Source organism: Streptosporangium sp. NPDC050148, from assembly GCF_055586505.1.
The window spans coordinates 295,658-309,243 of sequence record NZ_JBVJIA010000002.1 but is presented as its reverse complement, the minus strand read 5'-3'; the positions used below and the strand labels follow the sequence as shown (position 1 = coordinate 309,243).

General features: G+C 72.7%; 12 protein-coding genes. 5 read left to right on the top strand and 7 right to left on the bottom strand.

Features of this window, described 5'->3' with window-relative positions:
- Positions 1-17: 17 nt before the first annotated feature.
- Together ACZ6RT_RS03180 and ACZ6RT_RS03175 are read right to left on the bottom strand one after the other, a co-directional pair.
- Complete coding sequence (locus tag ACZ6RT_RS03180) at positions 18-782, bottom strand: 4'-phosphopantetheinyl transferase family protein (protein ID WP_470152072.1); 765 nt, start codon at positions 780-782, stop codon at positions 18-20.
- A gap of 316 nt (positions 783-1,098) precedes the next feature.
- The gene (locus ACZ6RT_RS03175; RefSeq protein ID WP_470152071.1) at positions 1,099-1,305 is read right to left on the bottom strand and encodes a hypothetical protein; all 207 of its coding nucleotides are present in this window, start codon (positions 1,303-1,305) and stop codon (positions 1,099-1,101) included.
- A 185-nt stretch (positions 1,306-1,490) separates the two neighbouring features.
- On the opposite strand from ACZ6RT_RS03175, the gene ACZ6RT_RS03170 reads away from it, so the two are divergent.
- The 5 genes from ACZ6RT_RS03170 (at position 1,491) to ACZ6RT_RS03150 (ending at position 8,699) form a co-directional block, all read left to right on the top strand.
- Complete coding sequence (locus ACZ6RT_RS03170; RefSeq protein WP_470152070.1) at positions 1,491-4,271, top strand: AAA family ATPase; 2,781 nt, start codon at positions 1,491-1,493, stop codon at positions 4,269-4,271.
- Between the two features lie 217 nt (positions 4,272-4,488).
- A complete protein-coding gene (locus ACZ6RT_RS03165) occupies positions 4,489-5,433 on the top strand; it encodes an alpha/beta hydrolase family protein (protein ID WP_399188779.1) in 945 nt (314 codons plus the stop codon).
- Between the two features lie 200 nt (positions 5,434-5,633).
- The gene (locus ACZ6RT_RS03160; RefSeq protein ID WP_399188777.1) at positions 5,634-6,488 is read left to right on the top strand and encodes a DUF3152 domain-containing protein; all 855 of its coding nucleotides are present in this window, start codon (positions 5,634-5,636) and stop codon (positions 6,486-6,488) included.
- A gap of 89 nt (positions 6,489-6,577) precedes the next feature.
- Positions 6,578-7,627, top strand: coding sequence for an NAD-dependent epimerase/dehydratase family protein (locus ACZ6RT_RS03155; protein ID WP_470152069.1), 1,050 nt, complete (start codon positions 6,578-6,580; stop codon positions 7,625-7,627).
- A gap of 103 nt (positions 7,628-7,730) precedes the next feature.
- Positions 7,731-8,699 (top strand): DUF72 domain-containing protein, encoded by a 969-nt coding sequence (locus ACZ6RT_RS03150; RefSeq protein ID WP_470152068.1) that lies wholly within the window; start codon positions 7,731-7,733, stop codon positions 8,697-8,699.
- A gap of 162 nt (positions 8,700-8,861) precedes the next feature.
- Here the strand turns inward: ACZ6RT_RS03150 and ACZ6RT_RS03145 are convergent, their stop codons facing one another.
- The 5 genes from ACZ6RT_RS03145 to ACZ6RT_RS03125 form a co-directional block, all read right to left on the bottom strand.
- Positions 8,862-9,140: a WhiB family transcriptional regulator gene (locus tag ACZ6RT_RS03145; RefSeq protein ID WP_344906040.1), complete on the bottom strand. Its 279-nt coding sequence runs from the start codon at positions 9,138-9,140 to the stop codon at positions 8,862-8,864.
- Positions 9,141-9,426: 286 nt separating this feature from the next.
- The gene (locus ACZ6RT_RS03140; protein WP_470152067.1) at positions 9,427-11,085 is read right to left on the bottom strand and encodes a catalase; all 1,659 of its coding nucleotides are present in this window, start codon (positions 11,083-11,085) and stop codon (positions 9,427-9,429) included.
- 241 nt (positions 11,086-11,326) lie between these two features.
- A complete protein-coding gene (locus tag ACZ6RT_RS03135) occupies positions 11,327-11,719 on the bottom strand; it encodes a ChaB family protein (protein ID WP_344906043.1) in 393 nt (130 codons plus the stop codon).
- Between the two features lie 102 nt (positions 11,720-11,821).
- Complete coding sequence (locus tag ACZ6RT_RS03130) at positions 11,822-12,823, bottom strand: DNA topoisomerase IB (RefSeq protein ID WP_399188769.1); 1,002 nt, start codon at positions 12,821-12,823, stop codon at positions 11,822-11,824.
- A gap of 135 nt (positions 12,824-12,958) precedes the next feature.
- Positions 12,959-13,585: a DUF4865 family protein gene (locus ACZ6RT_RS03125; RefSeq protein ID WP_470152066.1), complete on the bottom strand. Its 627-nt coding sequence runs from the start codon at positions 13,583-13,585 to the stop codon at positions 12,959-12,961.
- Position 13,586 lies beyond the last annotated feature (1 nt).

Genomic DNA, 13,586 nt, shown 5'->3' with positions numbered 1-13,586 from the left:
TCAGCGAACGGCATCGGTCATCGGGCCCCCGCTCCCACCGGGGCCGGGACGGCGGTCCGGTGCAGGTCGGTGGCGTCGGACTCCGACACCGTGATCACGTGATCACCCGGCAGGAGCGCCAGGGCGCCGACGTACCCGTCGCCGGGGTCAAGCGTATGGAGTTTCACCTCGGCTGGCGAGATCTCGAGCGGCCAGGTGATCAGTGCGGGCGGCTCCAGCGGCCCGCTGACGGTGATCCGTCCCGGGGGGACCCGCAGCCCGTGCCCGGTCGCCTTGAGCGCCGCCTCCTTGCGCACCCACAGCCGCGCGAACCCCGCTCTGCGGCCGTACGGCGGGAGCACCCGCAGCGCGGCCCGCTCGGCCGGCGACATGGACGCCCCCGTGACCGGGGCCGACTCGACCGGCTCCACGTCGACCCCGACGGGGGCGGAGGGGCAGACGGCGACGGCGACGCGGTCCCCGGCGTGGGTGACCGAGACGTGCAGCGGGTCGGCCGCCCCCTCCGCGCCGAGGATCCGGGGCCGGCCGTGCGGTCCGCCGCAGTCCGGGCAGCGGCGATGGACGGGGACGGCGCCGGGGGTGACGCCGAGCTGGGCGGCCACCACGGTCCTCAGCAGCCAGCAGGCCGTGACGAAGCGGCGCCGGTCCTCCTCGCGGTGCAGCCGCGCGGCCCTGTCCGCCTCGGTCTCGCTGAGCACGGCGGCGAGTTCCCCGACCGGCTGCGGCCGGGGATCCGCCCACCAGACATGACATTCGGAACGCCGCAGAACCGGAATGCTCATTTCGTTTCCCAAGCCAGGTGATCGGAATACAGGATGTCGCATGACACGATTTCCGGATGCCCGGCCGAGGGGTCTTCGAGAATCGCGGACACCTCGGCCCTGATCCGTTCGGCGGTGAGCTCACCGTCCGGTCGTGGTCAGTCCCACGTGGTGCCGTCACCGCCCGGCACCGCCGGCGGAATGGTCACGTTCTCCATTTCCAGCTCCAGTTCTTGATCTGTGCTCCTCTTTCCCGCACAATTGATTCTGTGCATTACCCGGCGCGCGATCCATAAAGCGTGCCGTCAGCAAGTTGCCGGGCGCTGGCATGATCATGTCAACGGGAGCGCCCGGCACGACCGGACCACCGTGCCGGGCCCCTTCGGGGACGGGACGCGCCCCCGCCGGCGGCGGACACGGCGAGCGCTACCGGCACGGCGAACGCGACCGGCACGGCGAGTGCGGCGAGCCCGGCCGACACGGCGAACACGACGAGCGCGGCGAACACGGCGAACGTGGCGAGCCGGACCGGCACAGTGAACACGGAACCCTCGGGAACCCCCCGGCACCCCCGAAGGCCCATGCCGGTGGGCGCGGGACCCAGCGTGCATCGGTGAAATCACCGGCCTCCCCGGGCCACGGAGTGCACCGGCACAGATCTATACAGAACGGCACAGAACTCCGTCACACACTCTTTCCAGTCCCGACATGCGGGCGTAACACTGGGGCATGCCCTCACCCTCTCCGGCCTCCCCGTCAGGGGCGTTGCACGGCCGTGACGCCGAGCAGGACGCGCTGCTGCGATTACTCGACGCCGCCCGCGACGGATCCGGGGGATCCGTGATTCTGCGGGGGGCGCGGGGAACGGGGAAGAGCACGCTGCTCGACGTCGCGGCGGACCGCGCGAGCGGCCACGCGGGCGGGGGCGGGAACGGGTTCGTCGTGCTCAGGGTGCGCGGCACCGAGGCCGAGGCGCGCCTGCCGTACGCCGGGCTGCACGGCCTGCTCCGCCCGATAGCGGACCGGCTGCCGAAGCTGCCCGCGTCCCAGGCGGAGGAGCTGGCGCGGGCGCTGGAGCTGGGCACGGCCGACGGCGGGCTGGTGCTGCCCGCGGCGGTGCTCAACCTGCTGGCGTCCGCCGGCGGACCGGTGCTGGCCTGCATCGACGACGTCCACCATCTCGACGCGCCCAGCCGCGAGGCGCTGTTCTTCGCGGCCCGGCGGCTGGCGGGGGAACCGGTCGTGCTGCTGTTCGGGGCCGACGACGACGTCACCGTCCCCGACGACATTCCGGTGTTCGAGCTCGGCGCCCTGGACGCCGGCGCGGCCGGGCGGGTGGTGGACGACCTGGTGCCGGGTCTGCCCGAGGACGTGCGGGCGTCCCTGCTGCGGACCGCCCGCGGCAACCCGCTCGCCCTGCGGGAGCTGGCCCGCTCGCTCGGCCCCGACCAGATCTCCGGTGCCGCCGCACCTCCCGAGACGCTGCCCAGGAACGGCAGGCTCTGGCGCGCGTACGCCGACCGGCTGGCGCGGCTGCCCGCCGGAACCGCGGACGTGCTCCTGCTGCTCGCGGCCGACCCGGACCTGGAGACGGCCGCGCTGGCCGCGGCGGCCGAGCCGGAGTGCGCGCTGACCGCGCTGGAGCCCGCCGAGTGCGCCGGTGTGGTCGTGCGCGTGCCCGGGCCCGCCGGTGACCGCTACGACTTCCGCGAGCCCGCGATGCGGGCGGTGGTCTACGCCCACGCCTCCCCGGCCCGGCGCCGCGCCGCGCACCGGCTGCTCGCGGACGTGCTCGGCCGGGACGACCAGCGGCTGCGGCGCGCCTGGCACCGGGCCGCGGCCCTGGACGGCCCCGCCGGGCCGCTGGCCGACGAGCTGGCCGCGGCCGCGGCGGCGGCGGCGGGCTCCCAGGGCGGTCACCCGCCCCCCTTCCTGGCGTTCGAGCGGGCGGCCGAGCTGACCGCGCACGGCGACGTCAGGGCCGCGCGCCTGGCCGCCGCGGCCCGCCGCGCCTGGCACGCCGGGCTGCCCGGTCGCGCCCGCTCGCTGCTCACCCGCCTGAACTCGCTGACGATCTCCGACGAGGTACGCGGCCAGGCCGAGCTGATCCGCGGCAACCTGGAGCTGCGCGGCGGGAAGACCGGCAGCGCCGGGGACGACTTCATGGCGGTGGCCGAGTCGCTGGCGGACAGGGACCGCGAGCAGGCCGTCCGGGTGCTGATCCGGGCGGGCGAGGCGAGCTACCTGGCCGGTGACAACACGCGCTACCTGGACATCGCGCGCCGCGCCGAGGCCATGCGCCGCCCGGACGACCCCGCGGCCGTGCAGCTGATGTTCGAGTACCTGGCCGGTACGGCGGCGACCTTCTGCGGCCGGCACCGGGAGGCGGCGGCCCCGCTCCGCCGGGTGCTGGAGCTGGCGCCCCTGGCGCGTACCCCGTCGGTGCTGGTGTGGGCGGGGGTGGCCAGCATGCTGCTCGGTGACGACGTGCGGGCGGTGCGGCTGTGCAACCGGGCGGTGGAGACGGCCCGCGCCCGCGGGGCGCTCTCCACGGTCCCGCAGGTGCTGGACTTCATGATCCAGGCCGAGATCTGGACGGGCCGCCACGCCTCCATCACCGCCAACGCGGTCGAGGGGTTGCGGCTGGCCCAGGAGTGCGGCCGGCCCAACAGCGCCGGTCAGCACCTGGGGTGGCTGGCCCTGACCGCGGCCGTGGAGGGTGACGAGGAGACGTGCGCGATCAGGGCCGCGGGCGCCATCGAGCTGGCGGGCGCGCACGGTCTGGGGGCGACGGAGGCGCTGGGCAACTGGGCGCTGGCCCACGCCGACCTCGCGGCCGGGCGGTACGCCGACGCGGCCAAGCGGCTGCGGGCCACCACGCCCCGGGGGCAGGGCACCAGGGGTCACCTCGTGATGCAGGTGCTGTCCACGCCCCAGTTCGTCGAGGCCGCCGTGCGCACCGGTGACCGGGAGGAGGCCCGGCAGGCGCTGCGGGTGCTGGACCGGTGGGCGGGCAGCACCCGCAGTCCCGACCGGCTCGCGGTGGTGACCCGCTGCCACGCGCTGCTGGCCGCCCCCGGTGACGCCGAGGAGCGCTACCGCGCCGCCCTCGAACTGCACCGCCAGGGCTTCTCCGAGTTCGAGACGGCACGCACCCAGCTGCTCTTCGGCAGCGCGCTGCGCAGGAACCGCCGTCCCGGCGCGGCCAGGGAGCACCTGCACAGCGCGCTGGAGACGTTCGAGCGGTCCGGTGCCCGGCGCTGGGCCGAGCAGGCGCGGGCCGAGCTGCGCGGGGCGGGCGAGGCCGTGCGGACGCACCGTCCGGGCGGGGTGGAGAAGCTGACCGTGCAGCAGTACCAGATCGCGCGGATCGTCGCCGACGGCGCCACCAACCGGGAGGTGGCGGCCCTGCTCTACCTGAGCCCGCGGACGGTCGAGCACCACCTGAGGAACATCTTCGCCAAGCTCGACATCCGCTCGCGGGTGGAGCTGGTCCGTCTCATGTCGTGATCTACCCCGAGTTCGCCAGTGTGCGCGAGGACGGGTGATTTCACCGATGCACTCCGGGCCTGACACGGAGAAAGTGACATCTGTCAGAAACCCGAGGGGTCACCCGGTGGCGCCAGGCCGTGATCACCGTCACCGGCGGGCCGAAGCGCGACGAACGGCCGTCGCTCCGATCGCCGTATCGCCGTGGTCTCCCCCACAGGAAACGGAGTACAGCAACGTGCAGTCGTACAGCACCACCCCCCAGGTCTCCGCGCCCAGGCGTTCGCGCCGGGCGACCGTGACCGCCGCGCTGACCCTCGCACTCGCTCTGCTCGGCACCGGCGGGACCCTCGCCCCCGCCGCACAGGCCGTCGCGGCTCCCGCCGCCCAGACCGCCGCCCTGGGCCCCTACGACCGGGGTCCCAACCCGACCAACGCCATCCTCGAGGCCGCCAGGGGACCGTTCACGATCGCCGAGACCACCGTCTCCTCCCTGCAGGTGACCGGCTTCGGCGGGGGGACGATCTACTACCCGACCAGCACGAGCGAGGGGACGTTCGGCGGGGTCGCCGTCTCCCCCGGCTACACCGCGAGCAGGTCGACCATGGCCTCGTTCGCCTCGCGCCTGGCCTCCCACGGCTTCGTGGTCTTCAACATCGACACCCTCACCCGCTCCGACCAGCCCGCCAGCCGCGGCCGGCAGCTGCTGGCCGCGCTGGACTACCTGACCCAGCGCAGCTCGGCCGCCTCCCGGGTCGACCCCAACCGGCTCGGCGTGGCCGGGCACTCCATGGGCGGCGGCGGCACCCTGTCGGCCGCGAACAGCCGGCCGGACCTGCAGGCGGCCATCCCGCTGACCCCCTGGCACACCACCAAGAGCTGGACGGGCATCCGGGTCCCGACGATGGTGATCGGCGCGGAGAACGACGCGATCGCCTCGGTGAGCTCGCACGCCCGCCCGTTCTACAACAGCATCCCGGCCTCCTCGGAGAAGGCCTACCTGGAGCTGAACAACGCCGGCCACACCGCGCCGAACACCTCTAACACCACGATCGCCAAGTACAGCGTCGCGTGGATGAAGCGCTTCATCGACGACGACGTCCGCTACGACCAGTTCCTCTGCCCGGTGCCGTCGACCAGCACGACCATCTCCGTCTACCTGGGCACCTGCCCGCACTCATAGCAGGCCCGGCGCCGTCCCCCGGCGCCCGGTGAACCCGTCTTCGACCCCGGACGGCGGCCGCACCCGGCGGCCGCCGTCCGCGCGTCCGGCCCTCCCGCGCGTCCCCGCCGTCCCCGACCGGCGATCCCATCGAAGGCGGGCATACGATGGTTTTCCCCGATTGATCGGTTACTGTCGTGGGGCAATAAGGTTTACGGTCTATGTCCAGGAACGAAGGTCGACGGGGGCCTGCCACCCTCGTGCGGCTCATCGCCGTCGGCATCGTGTCCACCATCGCGGTCGGCTTCGTCACGCTGCTGAGCGGCCGCCTCGACCCGGTCCCGGCCGGGCCCGTGCCCGCCGTCGCCCTCCCGCCGGCCCCGGTGACCCCGACCCCGCCGCCGCGACCGCCCCGGACACCCGGCCCCGGCGACACGAACGCCGGCACGAACGCCGACGCGGGCGACCCCGCCCTGTCCCCGGCCGACGAACCGCTCCTGCTCGCCAACGGCAGGCAGCAGCCGCTGCGGGTGAAGGTCCCCCGCAGGGCCAAGGGCCGCTACGCCGTCGCCCCCGGCGGGGCCCGGCCCCCCGGCCGCAAGGGCAAGGTGATCCGGTACGCGGTGGAGGTCGAGCGCGGCCTGCCCTTCGACGTGGAGGAGTTCGCCTCCGAGGTGCACCGCATCCTCAACGACCCGCGCGGGTGGGGGTTCCGGTTCCGGCGGGTGGCGCGCGGCCCGGTCACGTTCAAGGTCTCGCTGACCAGCCCCCGGACCGCCGACCGGCGCTGCCTGCCGCTGCGGGTCGTCTCCGTGCTGTCCTGCTGGAACGGCGAGCGCGCCGTCATCAACGCCGACCGGTGGAACACCGGCGCGTGGGGCTACGGCCGGGACGTGGCCTCCTACCGCGAGTACGTCGTCAACCACGAGGTCGGCCACGCCCTCGGGCACGGGCACGTGCCCTGCCCGGGACCCGGCAGGCGGGCGCCGCTGATGCTCCAGCAGACCAAGTCCCTCTCCGGCTGCCGCCCCAACCCCTGGCCGTTCCCCGGCGCGCGCTCTTCCCGTGCCTCGTAAGAGGTATGCACGGTACGTGCCGGTTTCACCGTAGGGCAAAGCCGTGGCCGGAGGGGATTCGCCGCCCCTCACCGGGGCACCCGGTAGGCATGCGAGTAGTAGTCGTCGGCGCGACGGGAAACGTGGGCACGAGCGTGGTCTCGGCCCTCGCCGCCGATCAGAGCGTCACATCCATCGTGGGCCTGGCCCGGAGACCGCCGGACTGGCACCCGCCCAAGACCACCTGGCAAGCCGTGGACATCACCACCGGTGACCTGACCGCGCACCTGGAGGGCGCGGACGCGGTCGTCCACCTGGCGTGGCTGTTCCAGCCCACCCGTGACCCGATCACCACCTGGCGGAACAACGTCCTGGGCGCCATCCGGGTCTTCGAGGCCGTCGCGCGCGCCGGGGTGCCGTCGCTGGTGTACGCCTCCTCGGTCGGCGCCTACTCCTCGGCGCCCAAGGACCGGCCCGTCACCGAGGACTGGCCGACGCACGGCTGGCCGGGAGCCTCCTACGGCCGGGAGAAGGCGTACCTGGAGCGGGTGCTCGACGTGCTCGAACGCGATCACCCGGGCATCAGGGTGGTACGGATGCGGCCGGGCTTCATCTTCAAGCGGGAGGCGTCGGTCGAGCAGCGCCGGCTGTTCGGGGGGCCGTTCATCCCGCAGCGGCTGGTACGGCCGAACCTGATCCCGATCGTGCCGGACACCCCGGGGCTGCGCTTCCAGGTGGTGCACAGCGCCGACATCGGCGAGGCCTTCCGGCTGGCGGTGACCCGCCCGGTCTCCGGCGCCTTCAACATCGCCGCGGACCCGGTGATCGAGCCCTCGGTCCTGGCCGAGATGCTCGGCGCCAAGCTGGTGCCCGTCTCGGGGTGGGCGCTCCGGAGCACGGTCGCGGCGGCCTGGCACCTGCGGCTGGTGCCCGCCTCGCCGGGCCTGGTGGACCTGGTGCTCAGGATGCCGATCATGGACGTCGGCCGGGCCCGCTCCGAGCTGGGCTGGGAGCCGCGCCACACCTCGGTCGAGGCCATGCTGGACCTCTTCGAGGGGCTGCGTCACCCCGAGGGGATGAACACCCCGCCGCTGGCGCCGCACACCGGCGGCCCCGTCCGCCTGGGCGAGCTGCGCACCGGCATCGGTGGCCGTCCCTAGGTGATCGTCCCGTCCGGACGGGCAGGAGGTGTCCGGCGCGGCGGTCCCGTCCGTGGGAGGCCGTGCCGGGCACGGACCGGCCAGCTTCTCAGGGAGGGCAGGAATGGGCAGGATCCTCGTGGGCACGGCCTCGTGGACGCACCGGTCGCTGGTGGAGTCGGGCTGGTACCCCGACGGCGCCTCGACCCCGGCGAAACGCCTGGCCTACTACGCGTCCCGGTTCCCGGTGGTTGAGGTGGACGCCACCTACTACCACCCGCCGTCGCTGAGCACCGTGCAGGGCTGGCGGGACCGCACCCCGCCCGGGTTCACCTTCGACATCAAGGCGTTCTCCCTGCTCACCGGACATCCCACCCGCCCGGCCTCGCTGTACAAGGACCTGCGGGACGCGCTGGGCGCGCCCCCGCAGCGCAACCTCTACCTCAGGGACGTGCCACCGGAGATCACCGAGGAGGTGTGGCGGCGCTTCCTGGACACCCTGGAGCCGCTGCACGCGTCGGGACGGCTGGGGGCGGTGCTCTTCCAGTTCCCGCCGTGGTTCCCGATCGGCGAGGGCGCCAGGCGCTACGTCCTGGAGTGCGCCAGGCGCTGCGCGCCGATGCGGATCAGCGTGGAGTTCCGCAACCACACCTGGATGGACGAGGAGAACCGCGAGGAGACCCTGGCGTTCCTGGCCGAGCACGATCTCCCCTACGTGGGCGTGGACATGCCGCAGGGGCACCCCTCGTCGATCCCGCCGATCCTCGCCGCGACCTCCGACCTCGCCGTGGTGCGGCTGCACGGGCACTCCGACAAGTGGACCAGCAAGAACATCGACGAGCGTTTCGCCTACCTGTACTCCGAGGCCGAGCTCGAAGGGTGGGCGGCCAGGATCGGGGAGTTCTCCGAGAAGGTGGAGGTCACCCACGTCCTGTTCAACAACTGCTGCGAGGACAACTCCCAGCGCAACGCCTCCCGGTTCCGCGAGCTCGTCGGCGGTCCCGCCGGGCCGGCCGAGTGGGACCGGCCGGACGGGCCGGGGGCGGCGGGCGGGCCGGGAGCGGGCGAGCAGACGATGCTGGAGACCGGCTGACACCGGCCTGCACCGGCCTGCACCGGCCGGCACCGTACGGGCGACCGTCCGGCGTGATCGGCACCGGCCGGGGACGGCCGCCACCGGCTCACGGACACCACCAGCGGCTCACGGACACCCGTCGGCGACCTGGGACGTCGCCCTCGGCGCCGGCCCGGGACGCTACCTGCTGGCCTGGCGGCGCCTCGAACCTGCCAGGGCGGCCCTGCGCTCCTCGGGGGTGGTGCCGCCCCAGACGCCGTCCATCTGCTGGGTGTTCATCGCGTACTCAAGGCAGCGTCCCCGCACCGGGCAGCGGCGGCACACGGCCCTGGCCTGCTCGTACTGCTCCCGGCCCGGCCCCTCGTAGGAGACCGGGAAGAACAGCTCGGGATCCTCGTTCAGACAGGACGAGCGGCGGGACCAGTGGATGATCGGGATGACGTTGCTCTTAAGAGGCATGGCGATCCAGGTGGGTGAGAAAGGCTCAATACCGATAGCTCAAGTGAGGATCGCGTGCCCGCTGTATTGGTATTCATACCTTTTGAGGAGAAAAATCGGGCGGCCTTGACCGATGGTTTCTCTCAGGCCGGAAGGCCCTCCCGCCGTCGAGAAGGCCGTGGGGGGACATGAGAACGAGGGGCCGGGACGGAGAGATCCCGCCCCGGCCCCTCGCCCGCCGACGTCCCTCGTCCTCCGTCGGCGGTTCCCGGTCCTCGATCACCGGCCCCTCGCGAGGCCGGGCCCGCTACCGCTCCACGTGCGCCCGCTCGTTGGGCACGCAGTGGGTCATCTTCAGGCCGGTCACGTCCCGCGGCCCGTTCTTGCCGAGCCTGGACAGCCGCTCGCGGTCCTCGTCGGACAGGTCCTGGCTGGCCAGCGGCTCCAGGTGGGAGACGTCGTCGGGACCGATCCCGAGCCCCTCGCCGACCCGGAGGCCGAGGTCGTCCTCGACCAGCAGGAAGTGCCAGACCATGCGCTCCTGGACGGGACGCGGGGTCTGGGAGAGCATGTCGATCATGTTGGCGACGAGGTCGTCGCGCTCCCACTGCTCCATGAGCAGGTAGCGCTGGCCCGCCTGGGTGTAGTCGTCGGTACGGGGGATGCGCTTGCGGGTCAGCCGGCCGGAGATGACCGGGCCCTGCTCGTCGTGGCCGGGGTACTGGGCCTCGCGCAGCCCGCCGGTGATCGACGGCTCGTAGTTGACGTGCGGGTTCTCGCCCTGCCCGTCGACGTGGTAGGTCATCTGGCCGTCGCGCTGGTTGGTGCGCACCTCGGCGTTCTTGGCCTGGTTGACCGGGAGCTGGAGGTAGTTCGGGCCCACCCGGTAGCGCTGGGTGTCGCTGTAGGAGAAGGTCCGGCCCACCAGCATCTTGTCGTCGGAGAAGTCGAGGCCGTCGACCAGGACGCCGGTACCGAAGGAGATCTGCTCGTTCTCGGCGAAGTTGTCGCGCACGTTCCGGTTCAGCACCATCTTGCCGACGGGCAGCGCCGGGAACTCGTTCTCCGGCCAGACCTTGGTGTCGTCCAGCGGGTCGAAGCCCAGTTCGGGGTGGTCGTCGTCGCTCATGATCTGGACGACCAGCTCCCACTCGGGGAAGTCGCCGCGGTCGATCGCGTCGCGCAGGTCCTTGGTGGCGTGCCCGAGCTCGTTCGCCTGTACGGCGGCGGCGTCCCCGGCGGTCATGCTGCGCACGCCCTGGGCGGGCATCCAGTGGTACTTCACCAGGTGGGTCTCGCCCTCGGCGTTCACCCACTTGTAGGTGTTGACGCCGAAGCCCTGCATGTGGCGGTAGTCCGACGGGATGCCCCGCGGGCTGAAGAGGTTGACGAGCATGTGCATGCTCTCCGGCGTCTGCGACATGAAGTCGAAGATCCGGGCGGGCTCCTGCCGGAACGTCACCGGGTCGGGCTTGAGGGAGTGGATCACGTCCGGGAACTTGATGGCGTCCCTGATGAAGAACACCGCCAGGTTGTTGCCGACCAGGTCCCAGTTGCCGTCCTCGGTGTAGAACTTCACCGCGAACCCGCGCGGGTCCCGGGCGGCCTCCGAGGAGTCCCTGCCGCCGATGACCGTGGAGAACCGGACCGCCAGGTCGGTGCGCTTGCCGGCCTCCTGGAACAGCTTGGCCCTGGTGTAGCGGCCGATCGGCTCGTCGCCGAGCCTGCCGTAGGCCTCGAAGTAGCCGTAGGCGGTCGTCCCCCTGGCGTGGACCACGCGCTCGGGGATGCGCTCCCGGTCGAAGTGGCTGATCTTCTCCAGGAACTGGTAGTTCTCCAGGGTGGCCGGGCCCCTCGCGCCGACCGTGCGCTGGTTCTGGTTGTCGTAGACCGGGTGCCCCTGCCGATTGGTCAGGATCGGGCGGTCATCGCCCGGCTGAGGCCCCTTGCTCGACACATCCGTCATGGCGTGATTCCTTCCCTACCGCAGTCTTTTCCGACGTACCAACACACATCAGTACATGCTGCTCTGTAACCGGCATAGGCCGCTTTATAGCCATGTAGGAAGGAATCTCCCTGGCGTTGGAGAGACTTTGCCCGCGCCGGGTACCCGTCCGGCGCGGTTTGTGCCGAACGGACGGACCGGCGCGGTCCCTGCCGGACGGACGGGCCGGTGCGGTCTCGGCGGACCTTCTCAGCGAACCTTCTCAGCGGGCCTTCGCCGTGGCCCGCCGGTTGGCCTTCTGGATGGCCGAGACCAGCTCCTCCTTCGTCATGGTGGAGCGCCCCTCGACCCCGAGCCGCTTGGCCACCTCGTACAGGTGACGCTTGGAGGCGTTGGCGTCCACTCCCTCGGCGGTCTTTCCCGAGGTGGGCCTGGTCTTGGCGGCGCGGGCGTCCGAAGGGCCCTTGCTCTCCTTGGCCTCCCAGTGGTCGCCGACCTTCTCGAAGGAGTGCTTGAGCGCCGCGAACGCCGTGCGATGCGCCCGCTCCCCCTCGCCGTAGCTCTCCACCGCGGAGTCATGGGCCTTGATCCACGTCTCCTGCGCCTTCTTCGGCGACCGCTGCAGAGTGGTCGGAAGCTCCTCACGTGCCGGCATCGCTCGATCACCTCTCCTGTGTCGGGTCACGATCTCTCCGGCCCCCATGCCCGCACGATCGCCGATCATGCCCTCGGCGTCCGCGTGGCGCCGGGGGCGCCCTCACCGCCCGCGCAGCAGGGCCAGCACGGCCCGCTCCATGGCGCCGTGCGTGGCCAGCTGGCCGAAGTCGCTCTCGGCGCCCAGCCGTCCGAGCGCCCGGGCGACGGTCCGGCCCCGGTGGTAGGCGTCGATCACGCGCGGGTCCACGTAGGAGGCGCGCGCCACCGCCGGGGTGTTGCCCAGGTACTCGGCCACCTCGGCGATCACCCGGTTGACCGCCCGTATCCTGCCGGTCCTGGAGCGGGCCCGGACCGACACTGCCAGGCCCACGGCGGCCAGCACCGTGGCGTGCCAGGTCCTGAAGTCCTTGGCGGAGGTCTCGAAGTCGAGCGTCTCGCGCAGGTAGGCGTTGATGTCGTCGCTGCGCACGTCGACCCAGCGGGAGCCGTCCCGGTAGCGCAGCAGCTCCCCCTCGTCCGCGGCGTCGTGCAGCTCGGTGATCACCTTGCACACGTCCGCGTCGATGATCTCCAGCTCGCGGAATTTGCCGCTCTTGGCCGGGTATGCGCACGAGACCCGGCCCGCCGAACAGGTGACGTGCTCCATCCTGAGCGTGGCCAGCCCGAACGACTCGTACGCCTCCCCGCCCACCCGGAAGAACCCGATGTCGAGCATCCGCGCGGCGGCGGCGAGCACCCGCTCGCGGGTCGGCCCCTCCTGCTCCAGGTGCTCGGCCACCCGCTCCCTGAACTTCGGCAGCCGCTCGGCCATCCGCCGTACCCGGTCGAACTTGGCCCGGTCCTGCTCCTGGCGCCACCGGTCGTGGTAGCGGTACTGCCTGCGTCCCGCCGCGTCGGTGCCGAGTGCCTGGATGTGGCCGCCGGGCGACCGGCAGATCCACACGTCGGTCCAGGCCGGCGGCAGGGCCAGCGCCCTGATCCGGGCGAGGGTCCGGCGGTCGCGCACCGCGGTCCCGTTGGGGTGGTGGTAGCTGAAACCCCTGCCGCGCCGCCTGCGCGTGATGCCGGGCTCGGCCGGGTCACTCTGCGTCAGTTCGCTCACGGGCGCGCCTCTACCCCGTCAGAGGCTCCTTACCGGCTCCCGGGCCGGAACCGCCGCCGCGTCACCCTCGCGGGGCCGCCGTCGGCGGGGCCGGTCCTCGCGGAAGCCCGGTCCCGCCGCCCATCGGTGCAGGACCTACCGAGGGACGGTGATTTCGGTCATACCGGTCAGATCCTCCAGGCCGGGCGCCGACAGGTGCAGCACCTCGTACCGCTCGGTGGCGTCCTCGTCCCCGGGGACCGCGTCCTGCCACAGCACGAACCTCAGCAGCCGCCAGTCCCGGGGGTCGAGGGCGAGGGCCGCGGTGTGCACGCCCTCGCGCCGCGCCAGGACCCGCAGCCGTTCGGTCTCCCGCGCGATCCGGCCGGCCAGGCCCAGGCCGGTGGCGTCCGGGTCCGGGTCGGCGGGGAGCGCGGCCAGGTGGCGCGAGGCGGCCGCCGGGGCCGTGGCGCGGGCGGGCCCGGCCACGGCGGCCAGGCCCGTCCAGTGGTGGACGGGCGGGCGGCCGAAGTCGCGGACGATGCCCTGGAAACCGCCCCCGCCGACCAGGAAGTGGGCCATCGCGCCGGCGTCGTTCCACAGGTAGAACGGGGCGTACTGGTTGACCGGAGAGCCGTCGGCGCCGCGTTCGCGGATCAGGTAGGCCTTCAGCCCCAGCCCGGCCCGGTCGTCCAGCAGGTGACCGGCGCGGGCGACCCGCTCGCGGATGATCCGCATGTCGTAGTCGGCGGGCAGGGTGATCTCGTACTGCTCGGCGTACACG

Excerpts from the sequence above, each read along its gene's own strand:
- ACZ6RT_RS03170 (WP_470152070.1), top strand. The coding sequence starts at position 1,491 with ATGCCCTCACCCTCTCCGGCCTCCCCGTCAGGGGCGTTGCACGGCCGT.
- ACZ6RT_RS03160 (WP_399188777.1), top strand. The coding sequence starts at position 5,634 with ATGTCCAGGAACGAAGGTCGACGGGGGCCTGCCACCCTCGTGCGGCTC.
- ACZ6RT_RS03180 (WP_470152072.1), bottom strand. The coding sequence starts at position 782 with ATGAGCATTCCGGTTCTGCGGCGTTCCGAATGTCATGTCTGGTGGGCG.
- ACZ6RT_RS03140 (WP_470152067.1), bottom strand. The coding sequence starts at position 11,085 with ATGACGGATGTGTCGAGCAAGGGGCCTCAGCCGGGCGATGACCGCCCG.
- ACZ6RT_RS03135 (WP_344906043.1), bottom strand. The coding sequence starts at position 11,719 with ATGCCGGCACGTGAGGAGCTTCCGACCACTCTGCAGCGGTCGCCGAAG.
- ACZ6RT_RS03155 (WP_470152069.1), top strand. The coding sequence starts at position 6,578 with ATGCGAGTAGTAGTCGTCGGCGCGACGGGAAACGTGGGCACGAGCGTG.
- ACZ6RT_RS03145 (WP_344906040.1), bottom strand. The coding sequence starts at position 9,140 with ATGCCTCTTAAGAGCAACGTCATCCCGATCATCCACTGGTCCCGCCGC.
- ACZ6RT_RS03150 (WP_470152068.1), top strand. The coding sequence starts at position 7,731 with ATGGGCAGGATCCTCGTGGGCACGGCCTCGTGGACGCACCGGTCGCTG.